The 22503-nt window shown below is 56.1% G+C and carries 18 protein-coding genes; 15 read left to right on the top strand and 3 right to left on the bottom strand.

Annotation, left to right across the window (positions count from 1 at the left end):
- Positions 1-132 precede the first annotated feature (132 nt).
- The 9 genes from JD108_RS06185 to JD108_RS06225 all read left to right on the top strand — a co-directional run bounded on the left by JD108_RS06185 (position 133) and on the right by JD108_RS06225 (position 9614).
- Positions 133-633 carry a C40 family peptidase gene (locus tag JD108_RS06185; protein ID WP_198829019.1) on the top strand — a complete coding sequence of 167 codons (501 nt, stop codon included), beginning with the start codon at positions 133-135 and terminating at the stop codon, positions 631-633.
- Between the two features lie 289 nt (positions 634-922).
- Complete coding sequence (locus JD108_RS06190) at positions 923-1762, top strand: MurR/RpiR family transcriptional regulator (protein WP_198829020.1); 840 nt, start codon at positions 923-925, stop codon at positions 1760-1762.
- A 96-nt stretch (positions 1763-1858) separates the two neighbouring features.
- Positions 1859-3382: an ABC transporter substrate-binding protein gene (locus JD108_RS06195; protein ID WP_198829021.1), complete on the top strand. Its 1524-nt coding sequence runs from the start codon at positions 1859-1861 to the stop codon at positions 3380-3382.
- Positions 3383-3515: 133 nt separating this feature from the next.
- Positions 3516-4430: an ABC transporter permease gene (locus JD108_RS06200; protein ID WP_198829022.1), complete on the top strand. Its 915-nt coding sequence runs from the start codon at positions 3516-3518 to the stop codon at positions 4428-4430.
- A gap of 14 nt (positions 4431-4444) precedes the next feature.
- Positions 4445-5359, top strand: coding sequence for an ABC transporter permease (locus tag JD108_RS06205; protein ID WP_198829023.1), 915 nt, complete (start codon positions 4445-4447; stop codon positions 5357-5359).
- 34 nt (positions 5360-5393) lie between these two features.
- Complete coding sequence (gene menC, locus JD108_RS06210; protein WP_198829024.1) at positions 5394-6509, top strand: o-succinylbenzoate synthase; 1116 nt, start codon at positions 5394-5396, stop codon at positions 6507-6509.
- 5 nt (positions 6510-6514) lie between these two features.
- On the top strand, positions 6515-7663 hold the full coding sequence (locus JD108_RS06215; protein ID WP_198829025.1) for a M20 peptidase aminoacylase family protein: 1149 nt from the start codon (positions 6515-6517) through the stop codon (positions 7661-7663).
- A 3-nt stretch (positions 7664-7666) separates the two neighbouring features.
- Complete coding sequence (locus JD108_RS06220; RefSeq protein WP_198829026.1) at positions 7667-8662, top strand: ABC transporter ATP-binding protein; 996 nt, start codon at positions 7667-7669, stop codon at positions 8660-8662.
- Positions 8643-9614, top strand: coding sequence for an ABC transporter ATP-binding protein (locus tag JD108_RS06225; RefSeq protein ID WP_198829027.1), 972 nt, complete (start codon positions 8643-8645; stop codon positions 9612-9614). The genes JD108_RS06220 and JD108_RS06225 overlap by 20 nt, the downstream gene beginning before the upstream one ends.
- Before the next feature lie 240 nt (positions 9615-9854).
- Here the strand turns inward: JD108_RS06225 and ilvD are convergent, their stop codons facing one another.
- Entirely contained in the window at positions 9855-11531 is a 1677-nt protein-coding gene (gene ilvD / locus JD108_RS06230) for a dihydroxy-acid dehydratase (RefSeq protein ID WP_198829028.1), read from the bottom strand.
- 200 nt (positions 11532-11731) lie between these two features.
- Between ilvD and JD108_RS06235 the strand changes: the two genes are divergently transcribed.
- Positions 11732-12232, top strand: a complete 501-nt coding sequence (locus JD108_RS06235) for a PaaI family thioesterase (protein WP_407649404.1) — start codon at positions 11732-11734, stop codon at positions 12230-12232.
- Positions 12233-12291: 59 nt separating this feature from the next.
- On the opposite strand, the gene JD108_RS06240 is transcribed toward JD108_RS06235, so the two are convergent.
- Positions 12292-12669: a hypothetical protein gene (locus JD108_RS06240; protein WP_198829029.1), complete on the bottom strand. Its 378-nt coding sequence runs from the start codon at positions 12667-12669 to the stop codon at positions 12292-12294.
- 198 nt (positions 12670-12867) lie between these two features.
- Between JD108_RS06240 and JD108_RS06245 the strand changes: the two genes are divergently transcribed.
- Positions 12868-13650, top strand: a complete 783-nt coding sequence (locus JD108_RS06245; protein WP_198829030.1) for an inositol monophosphatase family protein — start codon at positions 12868-12870, stop codon at positions 13648-13650.
- Positions 13651-13936: 286 nt separating this feature from the next.
- On the opposite strand, the gene JD108_RS06250 is transcribed toward JD108_RS06245, so the two are convergent.
- On the bottom strand, positions 13937-15187 hold the full coding sequence (locus JD108_RS06250) for a hypothetical protein (protein WP_198829031.1): 1251 nt from the start codon (positions 15185-15187) through the stop codon (positions 13937-13939).
- 168 nt (positions 15188-15355) lie between these two features.
- Here JD108_RS06250 and JD108_RS06255 point away from each other — a divergent pair, with 168 nt between their 5' ends.
- The 4 genes from JD108_RS06255 (at position 15356) to JD108_RS06270 (ending at position 22059) form a co-directional block, all read left to right on the top strand.
- On the top strand, positions 15356-18532 hold the full coding sequence (locus JD108_RS06255) for a DNA translocase FtsK (protein ID WP_198829032.1): 3177 nt from the start codon (positions 15356-15358) through the stop codon (positions 18530-18532).
- A gap of 208 nt (positions 18533-18740) precedes the next feature.
- On the top strand, positions 18741-19796 hold the full coding sequence (locus JD108_RS06260; protein ID WP_198829033.1) for a right-handed parallel beta-helix repeat-containing protein: 1056 nt from the start codon (positions 18741-18743) through the stop codon (positions 19794-19796).
- Between the two features lie 290 nt (positions 19797-20086).
- Entirely contained in the window at positions 20087-20482 is a 396-nt protein-coding gene (locus tag JD108_RS06265; protein ID WP_198829034.1) for a hypothetical protein, read from the top strand.
- A gap of 179 nt (positions 20483-20661) precedes the next feature.
- A complete protein-coding gene (locus tag JD108_RS06270) occupies positions 20662-22059 on the top strand; it encodes an aspartate kinase (RefSeq protein WP_198829035.1) in 1398 nt (465 codons plus the stop codon).
- Positions 22060-22503 lie beyond the last annotated feature (444 nt).

Below are 22503 nucleotides of genomic sequence, written 5' to 3' on the forward strand. Positions count from 1 at the left end.
GGAAAGAGGAGCCATTTGCGAATGGCTTTGCTGGCAGGATTTTGCCAATTTAACCACTTGTGGAGCAATGATAGAGTAAATGGCAGAGCAAATAGTCAGCCACTTCGTTGACGATAGGGAGGATGAAACAGCATGAAACTTCGCAAAGTACTGGTGGGAATTCTTTTGGGGGGAGCTGTCGGGCTAACCAGCATCGTCGCTCCGCTGCCCGCCAACCAAGACGTAGCGCAAGCTCAATGGAGTCAGTCCCGTGCCGATCGCGTCATCAATGTTGGCAAAAAGTACCTGGGCACCCCGTATAAATTCGGCTCCTCCAGCAGCACGACTCGCACATTTGATTGCTCGTCGTTTGTGCAACGTGTCTACCGGGTAGCCGTCAACAAAAAACTGCCCCGTACATCCCGTTCCCAGGCAAAGGTAGGGACGAAGATCGCCAAAAGCAATCTGAAAAAAGGGGATCTCGTCTTCTTCAAGGCGAACCGTTATACGAAGTCGACGCGCATCACGCACGTGGCGATCTACGCGGGTAACAACAAGTTGTTACATACCTACGGGAAACCCGGGGTAACCTTTACATCGTTCAAGGGCACATCATGGGAGAAAAGATTTGTCACAGCGAGACGTGTATTGTAACGTGAGTCTCATGTACTAAGACGCCTCGCTGGCCAAAAGGTTTCACAAAACCGGCGCGACAAATTTTGTAAAAAAGAAGGGGGCTGCCTTTTGGCGGCCCTTTCTTTTTTTATGCGGATAACGGCATGGCCACGCATTATCAAAACAATTTTTCCGACAATTTGAAATTTTCCCCTTTCCCAAATCATTCTTGCATGATATAACTGATATATCTTAGCGAAGTATTTCCTGCATCTTGATGAAAAAGTGAAGTAATTTATTCTGCAAATCGGTGAATAGGAGCTGAACCATGTCGTTTGAACAGCTTGTCAAAGAATCGTTCTCTCAACTGTCCTCCGGGCAAAAAAAAGTGGCAGAATACCTGCTGGAGAACATCGAGAAGGTGGCGTTTTACACCGCCGTCCAGATCGGACGGGAGGCGGAGGTCAGCGAGACAACTGTCATTCGTTTGGCGTACGCGCTGGGCTTCAGAGGCTTCTCGGAAATGCAGGCTGCCATTCAACAGTACGTTCTGGAAAGCAATTCGTCTAGATTCTCCGAGTCGTCTCCGGAAACCGGGGAGGAGTCGAATATCTTCACCCGGGTGATCGAGCGGGATATCCGCATCCTTCGGCAAACCCTGCACCAGCTTAACCAGCAGGATGTCTATAAAGCGGTGGACTGGCTCATGGAGGCCGATCAGGTATTGATCGTCGGCTACCGTGCCTCGTATGCGGCGGCCCACTGGTTCAGCTTCATGCTGAGCATGGTGCGGAAAAATGTCCTGGTCGTTCCGTTCAGCGGCGAAACCGAAGAGCGCATCGTCAGCCTGACAGACAAGTCGGTGGTGCTGGTCATCTCGTTTCCCCGCTATACAAAAGAAACGATACGGGTAGCCGAGACCTGCAAGCGGGTGGGAGCCCGGATCATTTCGGCGACGGACAGGCTTCTCTCGCCTGTCAGCCGCATCTCGGACATTACCTTTACGGCTGAGATCAATATCGAATCGGGGCACTACTCGATCGCTTCGGTCATCAGCCTGCTGTACCTGCTGCTCGCAGGCATCGAAGAGAGGCATAATCCGGATACCCAAACGAGAATGCAACAACTGGAACAGCTTTATTCCCAGTGGAACATTTTCGAAGAATAAGACCAAGGGAAAGAAAGGACGGTGATACGCCGTTATATTTCCGATGTAAATAGACTGTCTATTCAAAAGAGTGAGAAAAGAAAAGAGGGGTTTAACGTGAAGAAAAAATGGTTGCTCAGTCTTTTTGCCGTTCTGCTGGCGGTCTCAGCCGGCCTGACGGGTTGTTCCCAGTCCTCTTCTTCCGCGGGAGGAAATAGCGAACTGGTCGTGGCGTTTGACGCCGATGTGCCGACGATGGACCCGCATATGCACAATGAGCCCAATGCCATTACGACCAACTGGCATATCTTTGATTCGCTGCTCTTCCTCTCCCGCGATCTGAAAATTGAGCCGGGACTGGCAGAGAGCTACGAGCGCAAGGACGATCTGACCTGGATCTTCAAGCTGCGCCAGGGCGTCACGTTCCACAATGGCGAGGAGTTCAATGCCGAAGCCGTCAAGTTCTCGCTGGAGCGGGTGCTGGACGAGAAGCAGAAGAGCTCGCAGCGCGGCAATATCAGCGCGATTTCGGAAGTGAACATCATCGATCCCTACACGGTAGAAATCAAGACGAAAGAGCCGTACAATCTGCTGCCGCACCGCCTGTTCTACCTGAGCATCGTCCCGCCGAAATACGTGAAGGAGGTAGGCGACCAGACCTTCGCGGAAAAACCGGTCGGAACCGGGCCTTACAAGCTGTCGGAATGGGTAAAAGGGGACAAGATCGTCCTGGAAGCCAATGAGCAGTATTTCAAAGGCGCTCCCAAGATCGGAAAAGTAACCTTCCGGATCATCCCGGAGGTCGCTACGCAAATCGCCGAGCTGCAAAGCGGCGGCGTGGACATCATTCGCATGGTGCCGCCGGACATGCTGACGCAGCTGGAGGGCAATCCGCAAATTTCGATCACTTCGACACCGCTTTTACGGGTTTACTATATCGCGTTTGACACCACGAAAAAGCCGTTTGATGACGTCCGTGTCAGACAGGCGATGAACCACGCCGTCAACATCGAGATGATCATGGACAAGATTCTTGGAGGAAAGGCCGTTCGCACCCCTGCGGGCGTCAACCCGAACCACTTTGGATTTGATGCAAGCGTGCAGCCGTACACGTATGATCCGGAGAAGGCGAAAGCCCTGCTGGCGGAAGCCGGTTACGCAGACGGATTTGAGACCGAGCTTCATTATTTTACGCCGGGGATTGGCCAGCAGATTACGGATGCAGTCATCTCCGACCTGAGCAAGGTGGGCATCAAGGCAAAAGCCAAGTTCTATCCGGAATCCAGCTCTTTCGTGGAAAAACAGCGCGCCGGCGATCTGCCGTTCCGCCTTGGCCACTGGGGCAGCTACTCCGTCTACGATGCGGATGCCATTTTGCAGCCGATGTTTGACAGCAAGGGCGTCTACGGAAAATACTTCAACACGCCGGAGCTGGACGGGCTGATCAACGAAGCGCGCTCGTCTGTCGATCAAGAGAAGCGCAAAGGCTTGTACAGCCAGGCGCAGCAGCTGATTCACAAAGAAGCGCCGTGGATTTTCCTCTTCTCGCCGATGGATAACCAGGTCTACAACAACAGGTTGAAATTTGAGGCGAGAGCGGACGAACGCATTTACGCCTATGAAATTGAGCTGAATCAATAGAGACGTGGGAAAAGCAGCGTGACGGCTGCTGCCGGGATGCCGGACCGGGCGGGAATCAGACTCCCCCCGATCCGGCGCATCCCATCAGCCATGCGGGAACAGCCAGCTTTTTCAATAGAAAGGAGGGAATGAAGTGGGAGCACTGCTCACCCAAGTATTCCGAATCATCCTCGTGCTATTCGGGATTTCAACCATCGCCTTTTTTCTCATCCATTTATCCGGAGATCCTGTTCTCCTGATGCTGCCGCCGGAAGCCACGCAGGAAGAAATCGAAGCGTTCCGCCATCAGATGGGGTTTGACCGGCCGCTTTCCGAGCAGTATTTTCACTTTTTGACACAGGCCGTACAAGGCGATTTTGGCCACTCCCTCAAATTTAACCAGCCCTCGCTGGATGTCGTTCTGGAACGAATACCGGCTACATTGGAGCTTACCTTTTACGCGACGCTCTTGAGCGTACTCATCGCCATTCCGCTGGGCATCTACTCGGCGGTGAACCGCAACTCCCTGTCGGAAAACCTCGTCACGGTCACGGTCTTCCTGGGGCAGTCGATGCCGATCTTCTGGACCGGGATCATGCTGATGCTCCTGTTTGGGGTGAAGCTGCACTGGCTCCCCGTATCCGGCAGAGGCACCTGGGCCCATCTGATCATGCCTGCCTTTACGCTTGCGGTCTGGGTCGCCCCGACGACGCTCCGCATCGTCCGCTCCAGCATGCTGGAGGTCTTGCAGCAGGATTACATCCGCACCGCCCGTTCCAAAGGGCTGGCGGAAAAAGTGGTTATCTACAAGCACGCCTTGAAGAACGCGGCGATTCCGATTATTACGGTCATCGGCTTTCAAATCGGCAAGCTGCTCGGCGGAGCCGTCGTGACGGAAACCGTCTTCGCCTGGCCGGGCGTCGGCCAGCTAGTCGTCAAGGCGATCTACACGGCCGATTATCCGCTGGTCCAGGCATGTGTCATCGTCCTGGCGCTGATTGTCGCTACCATGAACTTTAGTGTGGATTCGTTGTATCGCTACCTCAATCCGAAAATCAAATCTGGCTAAGCGAGGTGATTCCGATGAGTAATACAGGGCTGCAAACCGCTGCCGCACCGGCCGTGGACACTCCGAAGCCGGTCGTTCCCGAATGGAAGCGGAAGTACCGGAAATTTGTCAAAAACCCGATCGGCATCATCGGCCTGGTCATGGTTCTGATGATCACATTGATCTCGATCGCCGCCCCATTGTTGACCAGCCACGATCCCATCGAAGTGAACCTGGAGAAGAAGCTGCTGCCGCCTGTCTGGCAGGAAAAGGGCACCTGGGAGCATTGGCTGGGGACGGATGAGGTGGGACGGGATGTATGGGCTCGCCTCGTCTACGGTTCGCGCGTCTCCCTATCGGTCGGATTCTTCGCGGTCGTGATCTCCCTTACCCTGGGGACGGCAGTCGGCATCCTGGCCGGCTATTTCCGCGGCAAGACGGACTTTGCGATCTCGACTGTGATCGACATCATGATGGCGTTTCCCTTTATCCTGCTGGCGCTGGCTACCATCGCCGTCATGGGCCCCAGTCTGCTTAACATGATTCTCGTGCTCGGCCTGACGGACTGGACGCAATACGCTCGCCTGGTGCGAGGAGAGGTGATCGGTCTGCGCGAGCAGGAGTTCGTCCAGGCGGGCTACGCACTGGGAAGCCGGCACTGGCGGATCATCTGGCGTCATCTTTTGCCCAACTGCCTCCCGTCTGTGATCGTCCTCGCGACGCTGGCGATGGCCCGGGCGATTCTGATGGAATCGTCCCTCAGCTTTCTCGGCCTGGGCGTCAGCTCGCCCACGCCGAGCTGGGGATTTATGATGAGCACCGGCCGGCCCTACATTGCGACGGCCTGGTGGCTGGCTACCCTGCCGGGGATCGCCATCCTGATTACGGTATTGGGCATTAATCTGGCAGGCGACCGCATCCGTGACATGCTTGATCCGAAAGTTGACTAAAAAACTAGCGTGAAGGGAAAGGAAGGAAATACCCATGAAAGCAGAAAAAATCGTTCTCCGAAAAATGAGCATGACACTGAAATCGCCTTTTCAAACCAGCTTCGGAACGCAGACCGTGCGCGACTTTTTCCTCGTAGAAGTACATACCAAGGATTTCATCGGGTACGGCGAGGGCGTCGTCTCGGGAGAACCTCTGTACAGCGAGGAGACGGTAGGAACCGCCTGGCATATGCTGGAGGATTTCCTCATCCCGATGATCTTTGAAAAAGGGGAGATCAGCCATCCGGACGAGGTGGGCCAGCTGTTCGCGCCGATTCGCCGCAACAATATGGCCAAATCTTCGATCGAGGGAGCCTATTGGGACTTGTACGCCAAGCAGCAGGGAATTTCCCTCGCAAAAGCTCTGGGCGGCGAGAAAGAGAGAATCGAAGTCGGGATCAGCCTGGGGATCGAAGCGGACATCAACGACCTGTTCCGCAACGTGGAGAGATACCTGGAGCAGGGGTATCGCCGGATGAAGATCAAGATCGCGCCGGGCAAAGATGTGCAGGTCATCCGCGCGCTGCGTGAGCGCTTCGGCAACATCCCGATGATGGCCGACGCCAACTCCGCCTACACGCTGAAAGATGTGGAAATCCTGAAGGAGCTCGACGAGTTTAACCTGACGATGATCGAGCAGCCGCTGGCCCATGACGACATCATCGACCATGCGACCCTGCAGAAGCAGCTGAAGACGCCGATCTGTCTGGATGAAAGCATACACTCCTACGAGGATGCCCGCAAAGCGATCGAGCTGGGCAGCACGGGCGTCATCAACATCAAGGTGGGACGCGTCGGCGGCCTGTCGGAAGCGAAGCGCATCCACGATCTGTGCCAGAAAAAAGGAATCCCGGTATGGTGCGGGGGAATGCTGGAGTCCGGCATCGGCCGTGCGCATAATGTGGCGATCACCACTTTGCCCAACTTTACGCTGCCGGGGGATACCGCAGGCTCTTCTCGCTACTGGGACGAGGATATCATCACCCCCGAAGTGGTGGTGGCTCCGGACGGCACGATTGAAGTGCCAACCGCGCCGGGCATTGGCTACGAGCCGGTACCGGCACTGATCGAAAAATATACGACAGCCGTGAAGGTTGTGACGAGAGGGTAGGGCACATGAGTGTACAAGCGATTTGTGACTATCTGAAAAAAAGCCAGGATGACATCATCCGCACGTACGAAGAACTCCACCTGCTGGCCGAACCGAGCTGGCAGGAGGAGAAAACGTCGCAGTACCTGGCCGATCGACTGAGGGCGGCGGGACTTGCGGTGCGCACGTATCCCGGCCATTTCGGATTGACAGTAGATATCGAGGGAGAAGAGAGTGGATTCGTCGGCCTGCGTGCGGACATGGACGCGCTGGTGCAGGAAGTGAACGGCGTGGTCAAACCGAATCACTCTTGCGGCCATGACGGACATAGCACGATGGTGCTCTACGCAGCGCTGGCCTTTGCGGCGGCGGGCATTCGCCCGAAAAAGAGCGTCCGCTTTCTGTTTCAGCCCGCGGAGGAAAAGGTGGGCGGCGCGCTGCAGATGATCAAGGACGGGGCCCTGGAGGGTGTCGAGATGCTGTTCGGCGTCCATGTGCGTCCCCTGATGGAGCTGGCCAACGGTACGGCCGCACCCGCGATCATTCACGGCGCGAGCGCGACTGTGCACGGTACGATTTCCGGCCTGCAGGCGCATGCGTCCCGGCCCGAGCGAGGAAAAAACGTCATCGAAACGGCAGCAGTCCTGATCCACTCCCTGCAAAACATCCGCTTGCAGGCAGGCTGCCCGTTCTCCGTAAAAATGACGCAGCTGTCGGCTGGCGGGGAGACCTCTAATGTGATTCCCGACAAAGCGACCTTCAAGCTGGATGTTCGCGCCCAGTCCAACGAGGGGATGCGCGAGCTGCAAGAGAAGATCAGGCATGTTACGGACCACGTCGCGCAGTTGATGGGCACTCCGATCGAATGGAGCATCCCCGGCGAAGTGCCGGCAGCCATCCTGAACGAGCAGGCGGCCGGCATCATGCGCGAAGCGATCGCCCATGTGCTGGGAGCGGAAAACGCAAAGCCCCCCTGCGTCTCTCCCGGAGGCGAAGACTTCCATTTTTACACCTACGAAAAACCGGAGCTGGCCGGGACGATGCTGGGGCTGGGCTGCGGACTTTCCCCGGGCTTGCATCATCCCGAGATGTCATTTGACACCAAGGCGCTGGTCTCTGGGGCGCAGATTCTGGCGACGGCCTTGTACAACGCCGCATCAGGAAAGGAAGTGTAAGCCATGGAACCGATCCTTCAGGTAAAGGATTTGCATATCTCCTTTCGCGGAGAAGACGGGGACATACACCCGGTCAGAGGCATCGATTTCCGCGTCCATCCCGGAGAGACATTGGGGATTGTCGGCGAGTCCGGCTGCGGAAAAAGCGTGACCTCCTTGTCGATCATGGGGCTTTTGCCCAAAGGGATCGGTCGGGTCAGCAAAGGGCAGATCCTGTTTCAAGACCAGAACATTACGGAAATGACCCCATTGCAGCTGCAAAAGATTCGCGGCAACGAAATCGCGATGATTTTTCAGGAGCCGATGACGTCGCTCAATCCCGTCTATACCGTAGGCGAGCAGTTGGGCGAGCAAATCCGGCTGCATCTGGGACTGGGAAAACGGGAGGCGCGAGAGAAGGCCATCGAGATGCTCAAGACAGTGGGCATCCCTCGCGCGGAAGAGATTGTCAAGGAATACCCACACCAGCTGTCGGGGGGAATGCGGCAGCGTGTGATGATCGCGATGGCGATGTCTTGCGATCCCAAAGTGCTGATCGCGGATGAGCCGACGACCGCTCTGGATGTGACGATCCAGGCGCAAATTCTGGATTTGATGCGAAACCTGAAGGAAAAGAAGGGGACGTCGATCATTTTCATCACGCATGACCTGGGGGTCGTGGCAGAAATGTGCGATCGGGTCGTCGTGATGTACGCGGGCCAGGTCATCGAAGAAGCGCCGGTGCGGGAGCTGTTCCAGAACCCGCAGCATCCCTACACCAAGGGATTGATGGCGTCGATTCCGTCCCTGGATCAGCAGCAGCGCCGTCTGTACTCGATTCGCGGGACCGTGCCGCATCCGTCCGCGATGCCGACGGGCTGCCGATTCGCTCCGCGCTGCGATTTTGCCCAGGACGCGTGCAGAGAGAATCCGCCGCTGACGAACGTGGGCGAAGGACATCAGGTTCGCTGCTGGCTGGCGGAGAAGGGAGGGGCCGAAGATGGCGGAAGCATTGCTTGAAGTGCGCGATTTGAAAAAGTATTTTCCCATCAAGGGAAAAATGTTTAAGCCGACGACGTATGTCAAGGCGGTGGACGGCGTCTCCTTTACGATTCAGAAGGGGGAGACGGTCGGATTGGTCGGAGAAAGCGGCTGCGGCAAGTCGACGACAGGCAGGGCGCTCCTGCATCTGCTCCCGCCGACCGGAGGAGAGGTTATTTATAAAGGAAAGGATTTGACCTCCCTCTCCGCGGGCGAGCTTCGCCTGCTCCGCCGCGAGCTGCAGATCGTCTTTCAGGACCCGTACGCCTCTCTCGATCCGCGGATGAAGATTCGCGACGTCCTGCTGGAGCCTTTGGAGATCCACCGGATCGGGAGCAAGCAGGAACGGCTTCAAATGGTGGAGGAAATCCTCGATATCGTCGGACTGGGCGGCCATTACGCCAATCGCTATCCGCATGAATTCAGCGGCGGGCAGAGACAGCGGATCGGCATCGCCCGCTCGCTGATCCTGCGCCCGTCTCTGATCGTCGCGGACGAGCCGGTGTCGGCCCTGGATGTGTCGATTCAGTCCCAGATTTTGAACCTGCTGCAAGATTTGCAGGAGCAGTTTGACCTCACCTATCTGTTTATTTCCCACGACCTGAGCGTGGTAAAGCATATCAGTGACCGCGTCGGGGTGATGTATCTGGGCAGGCTGGTGGAGTTCGCGCCCAAGGAAAAGCTGTATGCTTCGCCAGCCCACCCGTATACGCAGGCGCTGCTCTCCGCCGCGCCCGTCGCCAATCCGGATGCCAAGCCGCAGCGGATCATCCTCACCGGCGACGTTCCCAGCCCGGCCAATCCGCCGAGCGGCTGCGCCTTCCATACACGCTGTCCGTACGTCATGGACAAGTGCAAGACGGACCGGCCGGAGCTGGCGCCGTTGGATGGAGAGGGACATCTGGTCGCCTGCCACTTGCACCAGTCGTAATGCGCTGTCCACACAACGTGAAAAAGGAGGCTCGGATATACCGGGCTTCTTTTTTTATGTCCAAATCGCGCACTTTTGCCGAAGGGGTGTAAGGCTGCCGCCTCTTTTCCTATGGTTCGGAAGCCGGACTTCGGGCTGCCAGCCGCGGGATCGTCCGGGACGAGTAGCGAACGCTCCTCAAAAAAAAACAGGCTGGGCGCCGTTTGGCGGTCCAGCCTGCTGTGGTTATTCTGAGGTTTCTTAGATTTTCAAAATGGCGCCGTTGCTCGCATTGGTCACCATTTTGGAGTAGCGGGCCAGATAGCCGGATTTCACCTTTGGCTCGAACTCCGTCCAGTTGGCCTTGCGGCGCTCCATTTCTTCCGGAGAGATCTTCAGCTCGATCGTGCGCTCTTCCAGATCGATGCTGATGATGTCGCCGTCCTGTACGAATGCGATCGGGCCGCCCTCGGCTGCTTCGGGAGAGATATGGCCGATGCTGATGCCGCGAGATGCGCCGGAGAAGCGGCCGTCTGTGACGAGCGCCACTTCCTTGCCCAGTCCCATGCCGACGATCTGCGAGGTCGGGGCCAGCATTTCCGGCATGCCCGGGCCGCCTTTAGGCCCTTCATATCGGATGACGACGACGTGGCCGGATTTGATCTTGCCGGCCGCGATGCCCGCCAGCGCTTCCTCCTGTGAGTCGAAGCAGATGGCCGGTCCTTCATGCCGCTTGATGGACGGATCGACGCCGCCTGTCTTGATGATGGAGCCTTGCGGTGCCAGATTGCCGAACAGCACGGCGAGGCCGCCTGTCTCGCTGTACGGATTGTCCAGCGTGCGAATCACCTGCGTATCCGTAATTTCCGCATCGGCGATGTTTTCCGCCAGTGTCTTGCCGGTTACGGTGATCCGGTCCGGATGCAGCGTTCCCGGTTTTTTGGTCAGTTCGCGCAGGATCGCGGAGACGCCCCCGGCATTGTGGCAATCCTCGATGTGGTAATCGGAGGCCGGTGCCAGCTTGCACAGGTAAGGCACGCGCTTGGCCACTTCGTTGATGCGCTCCAGCGGGTATTCGAAGCCCGCTTCCTGGGCAATCGCCAGGGTGTGCAGCACGGTATTGGTGGAGCCGCCCATCGCCATGTCGAGCGCGAAGGCGTCGTCGATGGCTTCCAGCGTAACGATGTCGCGCGGCTTGATGTCGCGGGCGATCAAATCTTTCAATTTCTCGGCGGATGCCTTCACCAGCTCTTTGCGCTCAGGCGAGACGGCGAGGATGGTGCCGTTGCCCGGAAGCGCCAGTCCGAGGGCTTCCGCCAGACAGTTCATCGAGTTGGCGGTAAACATCCCGGAACAGGAGCCGCATGTCGGACAGCCGAACTGCTCCAGCTCGTCCAGTTGTTTGTCGTCGATCAGGCCCGCCTGGTAAGCGCCGACCCCTTCGAATACGGAGGAGAGGGAGATGGAGCGTCCATCGCTGGTTTTCCCCGCCTTCATCGGGCCGCCTGTGACGAATACCGTCGGAATGTTGACGCGCAGCGCCCCCATGATCATGCCAGGGGTGATTTTGTCGCAGTTCGGAATACAGATCATGCCGTCGAACCAGTGAGCGGCGACGACCGTCTCCAGGCTGTCGGCGATCAGCTCGCGGCTGGGCAGGGAGTAGCGCATCCCGATGTGGCCCATGGCGATCCCGTCGTCCACCCCGATCGTATTAAATTCAAAAGGAACCATGCCGGCAGCGCGCACGGCTTCTTTCACGAGCTTGCCAAATTCCTGCAAATGCACATGGCCGGGAATGATGTCGATATATGAATTGCAGATGGCGATAAACGGTTTATCGAAATCCTCGTCTTTTACGCCGGCAGCGCGCAGCAAACTGCGGTGCGGGGCGCGGTCAAAGCCTTTTTTGATCATGTCGCTTCTTTGTCTGGCCACTTTCAAAACTCCTCTCCTGGTACACAAAAGACCTGTCCTCTATTTTTGACTATCTTATCACTATTTGATGAAAGGAAACAACCGTAAAAGTCTGAACATTTGCTCAGAAAAAGGCAATCGGTGCAAGCGAAAAGTGCACAAAAATATCAGGTTGCCGTGAAAAAGGAGCCGCTTTGCTCTACAATAGATTAGGTGAAATAATGGAGAGCTGGAGTGAACAAGAAGTGTGGGAAGAGATCCAATCGATATGGCAGCAGGGGAGCGATGAGGAGCGGAAAATACTGGAGCTGGCTGTTCAAGCGATCCGGCAGCGGCGGGAGCGGAACAGCGCGTACTTGTCCGGCTTCCTCGGCTTGAAGGGAGAATTCGTGGGCGACGACCGCTACCGCTTCGAGCTGCCGCTGACTCCTTTCATGCATAATTCCCTCGGCGCTGTGCATGGCGGCATCCTGGCAACATTGATCGATTCCGTGATGGGCTCGCTGGTGAACCGGACACTGCCGCCCGATCAATACGCAGTCACCACGGAATTGAAGACCAACTACCTGCGGCCCGGCAGGGGAGAAAGGCTGCGGGCGGAAGCGGGCGTACTCCATCGCGGCCGGACGCTGGTCGTCCTGGAGGGCAGCGTGTACGATGACCGGGACAGGCTGATTGCCCACGGCACCGGAACCTTTATCATCCAGCAGCGCAGGGGCTGAATGGAAAAAAAGCCTCTATTCGCCCGGCCAATAGAGGCTCTGCGAATAGAGGCATGTGTTTATCCGATCGCCATCAGTCCGCTGTACTGCGCGATGTAGGCCAGCATCTTGGAAGAGAGCGGCACGATAAATTGCATGTTTTCCCGCTCCGTAATCCCGGAACGGCTCACAACTCTCCCCCATTTGACGGAGATGCTGTAATAGTCGGTGCCGAATTCGGACCGAATCAACTCACCCTGGTGGCGAAAGGTAATCGGTGTATTTTCCAGCTTGATCGGAACCATGCTGACAATATCATGCAGGAACAGATGGTAGGTCAGATGAGGCTTGAAAAAAACCAGTTCTTTCGAGGTGACGGTGCATCCCAAATTTTTGTTCATTTGGGTCAGCTTCAGTTCGCCTTCCAACTGCTTCAGACGAATAAAATCGCTGTTCATTCGTTTTCCCTCCTTTGGCAGAGGCCTCCCCGGTACATACAGGCGAGTGGGCGGCGGGGAAACGTCGCATCTGTCGTTTGCATGGATCGCGGCAGTGGACAGGCCCCTCAAAATGGGTGTCTCTCTATCATAGTGACAATACTGGCCTGATTGCAAGGAAAACGGATGAAAGGTCAAAGGAAAAAGGAGCTGTTCATCATGATTGAAATCGCAAAAGAAGCAGCACGACAAGCAGGCGCATTTTTACAGGAGCGTTTTTTGGAAACGCTCATCCCCGACGAGGAGCTGCACAATGACGTAAAATTGGCGGAGGACAAGGAGAGCGAGCGGCGCATTATCGAGGTGCTGCACGGCCACTTCCCCGATCATACGATCTTTTCCGAGGAAATCGGCTATGTGGAGCGCGGCGACGAATACCTCTGGATTATCGACCCGCTTGACGGGACCAACAACTACTTTGTCGGCTATCCCTACTTCTCCGTCTCCATCGCCCTCCAGTACAAGGGAGAAGTCGTGCTCGGCGTGGTATACAATCCCGTGGCCGCTCAAATGTTTTGGGCGGAAAAAGGGAAGGGCGCTTATCTGAATGGAAAGCGGATGAAAGTAAACGGCCGGACCGACCTGTCCAAAGCGGTCGGGACCTACGTGCGCGGCCGCCATTCCGTGACCAAGGAAGAGGAGCTGGCATTTACCCGGCCGTTCATGCTTCAAACCAAGCGACTGATGCGCAATGTCGGTCCTGCCCTGGATTGGTGCTTGCTGGCCAACGGCTGGCTGGACTATATCGTCATGCAAAAATCGGGCATCATGGATGTGGCGGCGGGGATCCTGATCGCCCAGGAGGCAGGGGCCGCCGTGACAGACTGGAGCGGTGCCGCTTACAGCCACGAAGCATTTGAAACCGATCGCTTGGCGTCGCTGGTCGCCAGCAACGGTCCTTTGCATGAGCAGATTCGCAGCATGATCGAAGCATCATCTTAGATGCAGGCACTCGGCAGCGAGGGAAACCTTCTTTGGAGAGGCAGGCTGCTCGCAAAAATGAAAAAGCGGGGGAGAATATGCCCCGCTTTTTCTATTTTCGGAAGGATCGCGCCCGGCAGTTGGCGGGGTGAGGTGGGTTGCGGGAGGTCTCCGTCTGGTGTCCGCAGAAGGCTCCTGGCACCTAAGAGCTGAGTAGAACCTCAGGTTTGCCCGTACGTACAGAAAAAAACAAACGCCCGCATTTTACGGGCGTTTGCTGGCGTCGGAGAGTCCGACGTCTTTCTTTTTACTCTACGGTTTCGTCAAATTCAAAGTCTTCCCATTCTGGTTCACTGATCAGCGACTCGACGAACTTGCGGAAGAATCCGTTTTTGTCAAAAGCTTCGATCGCTTTTTCGTCCGCTTTCAGGGCTTCGACGGTGAGTGCAGCGTCTTTGGCCGGTACGTCGTATTTGGTTGCTTTGTCAAAGTTGTAGGACAGGGCATCCGCTTCCAGACCCAGTGTCAGCGGCTTCTCGTCTTTCTTTTCAGGGTTCGGCGAGAATGTGACGTTCAGGGTGCTCGTTTGGCGAACGGGCATTTTCGCATCGTTGATGTAGAAGTCCAGTGTCCAGTTTACACTGTGGAAACCGCTCTCTTTGCCCATCTCGATGATTTTTTCAGGCGTGTAGTTCTTGCCTTCCGTATCGAGCCATGCTTTGGCTGCTGCCATGCCAGCAGCAACGGCGATCTCAGCCTGGCTGCGTTTCTGCGCATCGGTTGTCTTTTCAATTTCCGGATCGATGGCTTCTTCCAACTGTTTAGTCAGGACGACGAGTTCTACTGCAAAGTTTTTCACATCTTGGTTGGCTACTGCATCATTGGCCGTGTAGAAGGCCATTTGCAGCAATTCTTTTGTATCCAGATTGATCGTGATATGCGTGGTTTTTACTTTTTCGCCGTTTGGCAGCTCAACTGTTACTTCCCCTGCATTTTTCACGTTGGACAGCTTGTAGCCGTATTTCGCGATGTATTTCTTCAGGAAATCCATCGATAATTTGTTCATCTTGTCTTGATATTCTTTCAACTTGGCGGGATCGATGTCGGCAGCGCCGCCAAATGCGAGACCGCTCGGGTTGTTGGAGTCGACTTTCAGGTATTTTTGATCCAGCGGCGATTTTGCAAACACGTCATTGCCGCTGACGATGAATTCTACCCCTGCTTTTTTGTCGCCGGTCCAAAGACCTTGGTCGCGCAGCAGTTTGTCGTCGTTTACCTCTACTGTCATTTTGGCGTTTTGCAGATCAAGCTGGGAACCTTTTACCGATACCCCTGCTTTCAATGCATTCAATAGTGCGATGCCTTCCGCGTCTGCTGGTTCACCCAGCGCTTCCGGCAGTTGGTCCACATCGCCTACCAGTTTCAGAGATCCCTGGAAATCATAATTGGGTTTTTCCAATGATGCGACCACGGAATCCCGTACCAGCGCCGCATTGCCTGAACATCCCGTCAATACGAGCGTCAGCGCGAGCAGCAGGGCGCTTCCCTTTTTCCACATGAACATGTTCCTCCCCTTCGGTCTAGTCTATTGCCACATCTTGTATTACGCGCAAGATGGCAAAAGGTTTCTCTATATCCAAAAAAAACAGAACAGGGCAAAAACATCGGCGGTTTTCGTGGTAAGATTGTAGAAGAGAGAAGGTTATGCCGGAAAGGACGTTGCAACATGTGGTCGTGGCTTCACAAGCTGATGCAGTTTATTCGCGGGGAAGAACCTTATGAGCAGGGAGGGGGACAGCCGGAGCAGTTTGTCCGCCCTTCTTCGGGTTTGTCTGGCGGCAAGATTCAGGCAAAAACGAAAAGCTTGTATCCGAAGGAACGGGACGGCGGCGCCTCCCTGGAGAAGGTGGACAGGCAAAGGCCGCGTTCCTTCAAATTCCCTGTCATCCCTGATGAAAAGAAACCGGAAAGGCGGACGGAGTCGCAGCCGGCGGGTGAGAAGATCGCGCCGCGCGACCGCGACAAAACTCCCTTGGAATACAAGAGAAGTGCAGAGCGGACTTCGCCCCGTACGGGCGGAGAAGAGCAGACAGAGTCGTTTCAAGTGAAAGAGTCTCTGCGCCTGAAGGAAGAGAGGGAGGGAGTGCCGAGGCTGGAGAAAAGCCGCATGACAGGGGAGCGCAAAGAAGCAGAGCGGCCGCTGGATGGAGGCGTGCGAGGCGGACAGCTCCGGGAGAGCGCCCGCCACAAGGACCGGCTCCCCCAAACCGCGAGACCTGTTCCGGCCAAGCGCAGCTATGTCCCAAGCGAGGTGATTTCTCCGGTATTTGGCAAAGTAAAGCCAGAGACCGAGGCGGATCACCGGATTCATACCACAGCAGGGGTCTATTCGTCGCTGGAGCTGTTGAATGAACAGAAGCGGCTGAGACAGGAGGAGGCCAGAAAACAGCCCGCTGGGCAGGCAGCTTGGCCGGCTGAGGCTGAGGCAGCCACGGTCGAGCCGGCAGCCACGGTCGAGCCGGCAGCCACGGTCGAACCGGCAGCCACGGTCGAACCGGCAGCCACGGTCGAACCGGCAGCCACGGTCGAACCGGCAGCTTTGGAGGCGATCGATCCTGTCGTCGAGGAGCAGGTGAACACAGAGGCAGACGGCGGCGAAGCGTCTGTGACGGGATCGGCGCCGGAAGCGACACAGCCAGCAGAGATGATCGGGTTTGCCGATCAGGCTGACGAAGAGTGGACAAGCCCCGCCGATGAGGGTCATGCTCTTACATATGACCACCCAGCAGCGCAGGAGGGGGAAGCGGAGGAGCAGGCGCACGGCATGAACCGCCCAGGAGATGGCGAGCGGACGGATCTGGAGGCGTCTCCTCGATCTGAGGTGCCTTTTGAGTACGCTCCTGGCTTCCGCACGGTGAACCTGGTCGGTGATGAGAGTCCGGCGATGGCGGTTTACGGCGATTCGGAAGAGGAAGAGCAAGGCTTGGACGCATCAAAAGAGGCAGGTTTTGAGGCAGCTGAGGAGGGCTTCGAGGCAGCCCAAGGGGAAGGTGTCGGGGCTATTGAGCGAGAAAGTCGCGACGCTTCCGATCCTGCCTGGATGTCGACGGCCGCGAGGGAAGCCGCTGCGGCCTTGGCGGCACACGCAGCTCGGCAAACGGATTTGCCTGCGGCAGAGCAGGTGCGTTCGTACGCACCAGAGCCGCCGCTTTCACTGGCTGCAGACCCTGCCGCCGCACAAGCACCCGCGTACGCGGCTGATCAAGCGGCGGTGAGCGAGCAGCCTCATATCTTGACTTCGCCGCTGGCTGCAGCCCGGATTGAACCGATGGCCCCGCCATCGCCGTATCCTGGCGAAACGGAGGCTGCGGCGGGACTGTCGGCGGCAAGTCTTGCTGGCCCAGAGCCACAACTGGGGCGAGAGCCGCACCCAGAGCCGGAGAGACAGCCAGAGCTACAGCCAGAGCCACAGCCAGAGCCGGAGCTGCTGCCCTCGTACAATCTCCCGTCACTTGAGCTGCTGGCTCCGTCTCCGGCCCAAAGCGCGGACGATGATGAGCATACCCAGCTGCAAAAGCTCTTGCTGGAAGAGACGCTGGCCAATTTTAATGTCAATGCGCAGGTCGTCGGGATCGTCAAAGGTCCCTCGGTGACGCGCTTCGAAATCCAGCCTGCTCCCGGCGTCAAAGTAAACAAGATTACAGGATTGACCGATGACATCAAGCTGAGCCTGGCAGCCAAGGACATTCGGATCGAAGCGCCGATCCCGGGCAGAAATGCCGTCGGGATCGAGGTGCCCAATCTGACCAGCCAGCCGGTTTTGATCAGCCGGATCATCACGTCGGACAAATTCCAGCAGCATTCTTCGCCGCTGGCAGTCGCGCTGGGGATGGACATCGGCGGCGAACCGATCGTGGCGGACATCAAAAAAATGCCGCACGGCTTGATTGCCGGATCGACCGGGTCAGGAAAGAGCGTCTGCATCAATTCGATCATCGTCAGCCTGCTCTACAAGGCGACGCCGGAACAGGTCCGGCTGCTTTTGATCGACCCCAAAATGGTAGAGCTGGCTCCTTATAATCATCTGCCTCACCTGGTCACGCCTGTGGTGACCGATGCGAAGCAGGCGACCGCCGCACTGAAATGGGCGGTAGAGGAGATGGAGAAGCGCTACGCGCTGTTTGTCGACGCCGGCGTGCGGGATATCGACCGCTACAACCAGACGACCGATGAACCGCTTCCTTATATTGTAATCGTCATCGACGAGCTGGCCGATCTGATGATGGTCTCTCCGCAGGATGTGGAGGACTGCATCATCCGGATCGCCCAAAAGGCGCGCGCCTGCGGCATTCACCTGCTGCTGGCGACGCAGCGTCCATCCGTGGATGTGATCACCGGAAACATCAAAGCCAATGTGCCGACACGCCTCGCCTTTGCTGTCTTCTCCCAGGTGGACTCCCGCACGATTCTCGACCAGTCGGGGGCGGAGCGTCTGCTGGGACGCGGGGACATGCTCTTTTTGGAAAGCGGTACGACACCCGTACGCTTGCAAGGGAACTATGTCTCCGATGAGGAAATCGAGGCAGTCACGCAAGCGATTAAAAAGCAGCGAAAGCCGGCTTATCTGTTTAGCAAAGAGGACTTGGAGCAGCAGGTGCAATCTTTTGACCTCGGTGATGACCCGCTTTACCACGAGGCGCTTCTCTACGTGGCGGAGCAGGGCCAGGCATCTGCATCGGCACTCCAGCGACGCTTCCGGGTCGGCTACAACCGTGCAGCCCGCCTGATCGAGATGATGGAGGCGGACGGATACGTAGCGGGGCAGAGCGGAGGCAAGCCCCGTGCCGTTCTGATCACGTACGAGGACGCGCAGGCGCTGGCCGAAGGTACGTCGCTATTATAGGGTTCGCTTCGGCAGGGACCGAGTGGACGGGCTTTAGGCGTTGAATGAAAATGAGAAAACTCGTCTTATCCCCCTCATGGCTGAGGGGGTTTTTTTATGCCCTCCGCTATTAATGGGGGGCACTTTATTAGAAAAGAAATTTGTTAAAATAAAAGTAAATAAAGTTCACTTTTAATGGAATTTCAAGTTAATATAGTAAAGTTATCCCATGTCTATTGGTTTAGGGGCCTCCTCAAAAAATGGCACCGCTTCGGATCCTGGGAAAGACGGAGGGATGGCGGGTGCCGATGTGCTTGTAAAAGACTTCGGCGCCAAGGGAGATGGCAAAAAGGATGACAGCAGAGCGATTCAAAAGGCGATTGATCATGTCAGGGAGAATGGCGGCAGAGTGTATCTGCCATCTGGAAATTACCTTCTGAAAGAACCGCTTGTCCTCCCCCAGGGCGTTCAATTGGTGGGGAGCGGATCGTCCAATCGATACGAATTTAATAGGGGCAGCAATCTTGTCCAAGGAAGTCCTGACATGAAACATGTCATTCGGATAACAGGGAAGGATGTTCTGATTTCCGGAATTGGGATCAAGGGGGATCAACGCTCGGCGACAGATGGAATCTTGATCGACAGCGCTGATTACGTGACGATTTCCCATTCACTCGTAGCCCATATGGGGAGACATGGGATTGTCAGCAATACGGGCGTCGTTCATCGGATTCTGTCCAATGTCATTTACCAGTGTCAAGGGAATGCGCTGGAAGGGACTTTTTGGGACAGCATCATCAGCGGGAATGATGTCGGGTATGGAAAGCTGGGCATTCTCGTAAAAGGAGGGCCCACGCGCATCATCGGCAATAAATTCTGGCTGCAAAACGAACATGCCATCTGGCTGGCAGGGCAAAAATCAATCGTCCTCGGGAATGACATTCAATATGCGGGCGGCATCGGTATCTATATGAATGCGAAAGACAATATCGTCGATGCCAATATGATTCATTGTCCTGGCCAGAATGATGCCATGCCGGATTATTTCAGAACAGCAATCTACGTCAATTCCAGTCAAAATACGATTACCTCCAACCGGTTGGTCAATGAAAACAACGCGGAGCCTTCGTATAAAACGAAAACGGCCGCTTACGGCATTTATGTGGTCGAAGGCGGGCATACTCGCATCAACATTGCAAATAACGATAAAAGTGAAGCGAACCTCAAGCCTATATTTGTAGCAGAAAGTGCTGACAATGTGGTGATTTCAGGAAATTTTGAATGATTGATGGATCTGCTCTCTGATGGAGCGATTCAATTGGAGCACCCGGTAAAAGAAATAGAGGAACTTTTACATCGGTGTAACGTGTAACAAATATCCGGCTTTCCTTGCTGGGCGTCTTGCGGGCAAGGAAAGCCGCTATTTTTCTGTCAGTCAGGATCCCGGCATTTCAAGTGTTTGTCCTGAAACGGGCCTCTTTTACGGTCCGAGGCCAAGAGATCCCCAGGGGCGGTTGCCGAAACTGGCTGATCATAGTATTCTGAAAAGTATGAAGACGGAAAGGTGGGAGCTGAATGGATCTGGTGCAAAAGAAATACCAACGGATCGATGAGCGTACGGTGCTGTTTAACGAGGAATATTACCTGCGCGTCTTGCGCGTTCGCATTGATACTTGGGATGCCGCGGCAAAGGAAGAGCTGTTCACGCATCTGTACGCGTTTGAGAGTGCCGACATTGAGATGGAGATCGATATTTCCGAAGAAGAGAAAGGCCACTGGTATTTGCAGCTTCTGGTCCCGCACGTCCTCACGCTGCCGGAAACCGCGGCCAAGCGCCTGACCCGTGGAGAGACGCAACTGGAGGAGCATCTGGCCGGTCAGCTCGCCGCCGAGCTCGTCACCCCGCTGACGGAAGCAGAACTGTATCCCTATATCAAACGTTACAATCCGCATCTGGATGTGACGGCATAGCACGATTTGCGAGCGCCCGCATCTTTGCTTCGGGCGCTTCTCATTTCATGCCTGACAGGGGAGGAGTACGGCAAAAGAGGAGAAATGTCCTCCCTAAATAGACACTTGTCTTTGTGGGGCAAATCATTTAACCTATACACATGAGTTTTTGATGGTAGAGACAGATGGAGGAGTCGGAGATGAAAGTAGCAAAATTTGGCGGGACCTCACTGGCCAGCGCCGCACAGATAAAAAAGGTATGCGAGATCGTCAAAACAGATGAGTCCCGCAAGGTCATTGTCGTCTCCGCGCCGGGGAAGCGATATAAAGAGGACACCAAAGTAACAGACCTGCTGATTCAGTATGCGGAAGCACGCCTGTCCGGACAGTCCGGCGAGGAGACCTACGCCCGGATTGCCGAGCGCTACACGGAGATTTGCGGCGAACTGCGCTTGCCCAAAGAGACGGCCGAGGAGATCGCGCTGCACCTGAGCCAGTCGCTCCTGTACGTGCCGGGCGAAAACGCAGGCCGTTTTATGGACAGGGTGAAAGCCGCCGGAGAGGACACCTGCGCCAAGCTGGTCGCCCACTATTTGCAAAGCCAGGGCAAGGAGGCTGTCTACGTAAATCCCAAAGAAGCCGGTCTTCTCGTCACGGGAGAACCAGGGAATGCCCATGTGCTGCCCGAGGCCTATGAAAAGCTGAGCTTGCTGGCTGAGCAGCCGGGGATCGTGGTGTTCCCGGGATTTTTCGGATACACCCCGGAAGGCGAACTGGTCACCTTTTCGCGCGGCGGGTCCGATGTCACGGGATCGATCCTGGCTGCGGCCATCAAAGCGGAGCTGTATGAAAACTTTACCGATGTCGACTCGGTGTACGTAGTCAATCCGCACCTGGTCCATGAGCCCAAGGATATTCGCGAGATTACCTACCGGGAGATGCGGGAACTCTCTTATTCGGGATTTTCCGTCTTTCACGAGGAGGCCCTGTATCCGGCCTATCGGGCAGGCATCCCGGTCTGCATCAAAAATACCAATAACCCGCAAGCGCCGGGCACGATGATCGTCTCGGAACGCACCGTCCACGACAACCAGGTGGCGGGGATCGCTTCGGACAACGGCTTTTGCAGCATTTATGTGGGCAAGTACCTGCTCAACAAGGAGATCGGCTTTGGGCGCAGACTGCTGCAGATCCTGGAAGAAGAGGGGCTTTCCTACGAACACACGCCGTCGGGCATCGATAATATTTCTGTCATCCTGCGCGAAAAGGACCTGACGCCGGAGATCGAACAGAGAGTGGTCGAACGGCTGAAACGGGAACTGCATGCGGAGGAGATCCTCGTCGAGCGGGGCCTTGCCCTCGTCATGATCGTCGGTGAAGGGATGCGCCGCTCTGTCGGCACGTCCGCGCGGGCGACGGCAGCTCTGGCCAAAGCCCGGGTGAATCTGGAGATGATCAACCAGGGGTCGTCCGAGGTAAGCATGATGTTTGGCGTAAAAGAAGTGGACGCCGATCGAGCGGTCATCGCGCTCTACGAGGAGTTTTTCCCAAAGGCAGCCGCACCCATAGCAGACATCGCTGTCAGCGTGAATGCGTAACGGAAGCCGATCAACCACATATACCTGAGATTTGAGCCATCCTAATCCCCCTTATGCAGTAGCGAAAAGCATGCTGCGAAGGGGGTTTTTGTTTTGCGCCAAAAGAAATGGGCCCCCTGCCAAAAGAAATGGGCAAGTTTTCCGCTTGCATCAGCTCCCGCTGTACAAATATTTGGGTCTATCCTTGCCAGCAGCCGAAGCGTGCGCCAGGGAGGTATTGTCGCTGCCGTTATGGCCGCATATTCCGGCGCGGCTGCAGGCTGAGATCGCAAGTGCCCTGCTCCCGCTGCTCTCATCCCGTTCACCGACGTAGTGACGTCATCCATGAACAGCGAGGAAACAAACGATGAAAGCACGCTGGCTGCCGTTTGATCTGGATGGAAAAACGTTCGTGTTGGCCGCTTTCCTCCTGGCCGGCCATTTCAAAGCCGATCCCCGCCTCGC

The sequence above is a fragment of the Brevibacillus composti genome, from assembly GCF_016406105.1.
Taxonomy (GTDB): domain Bacteria; phylum Bacillota; class Bacilli; order Brevibacillales; family Brevibacillaceae; genus Brevibacillus; species Brevibacillus composti.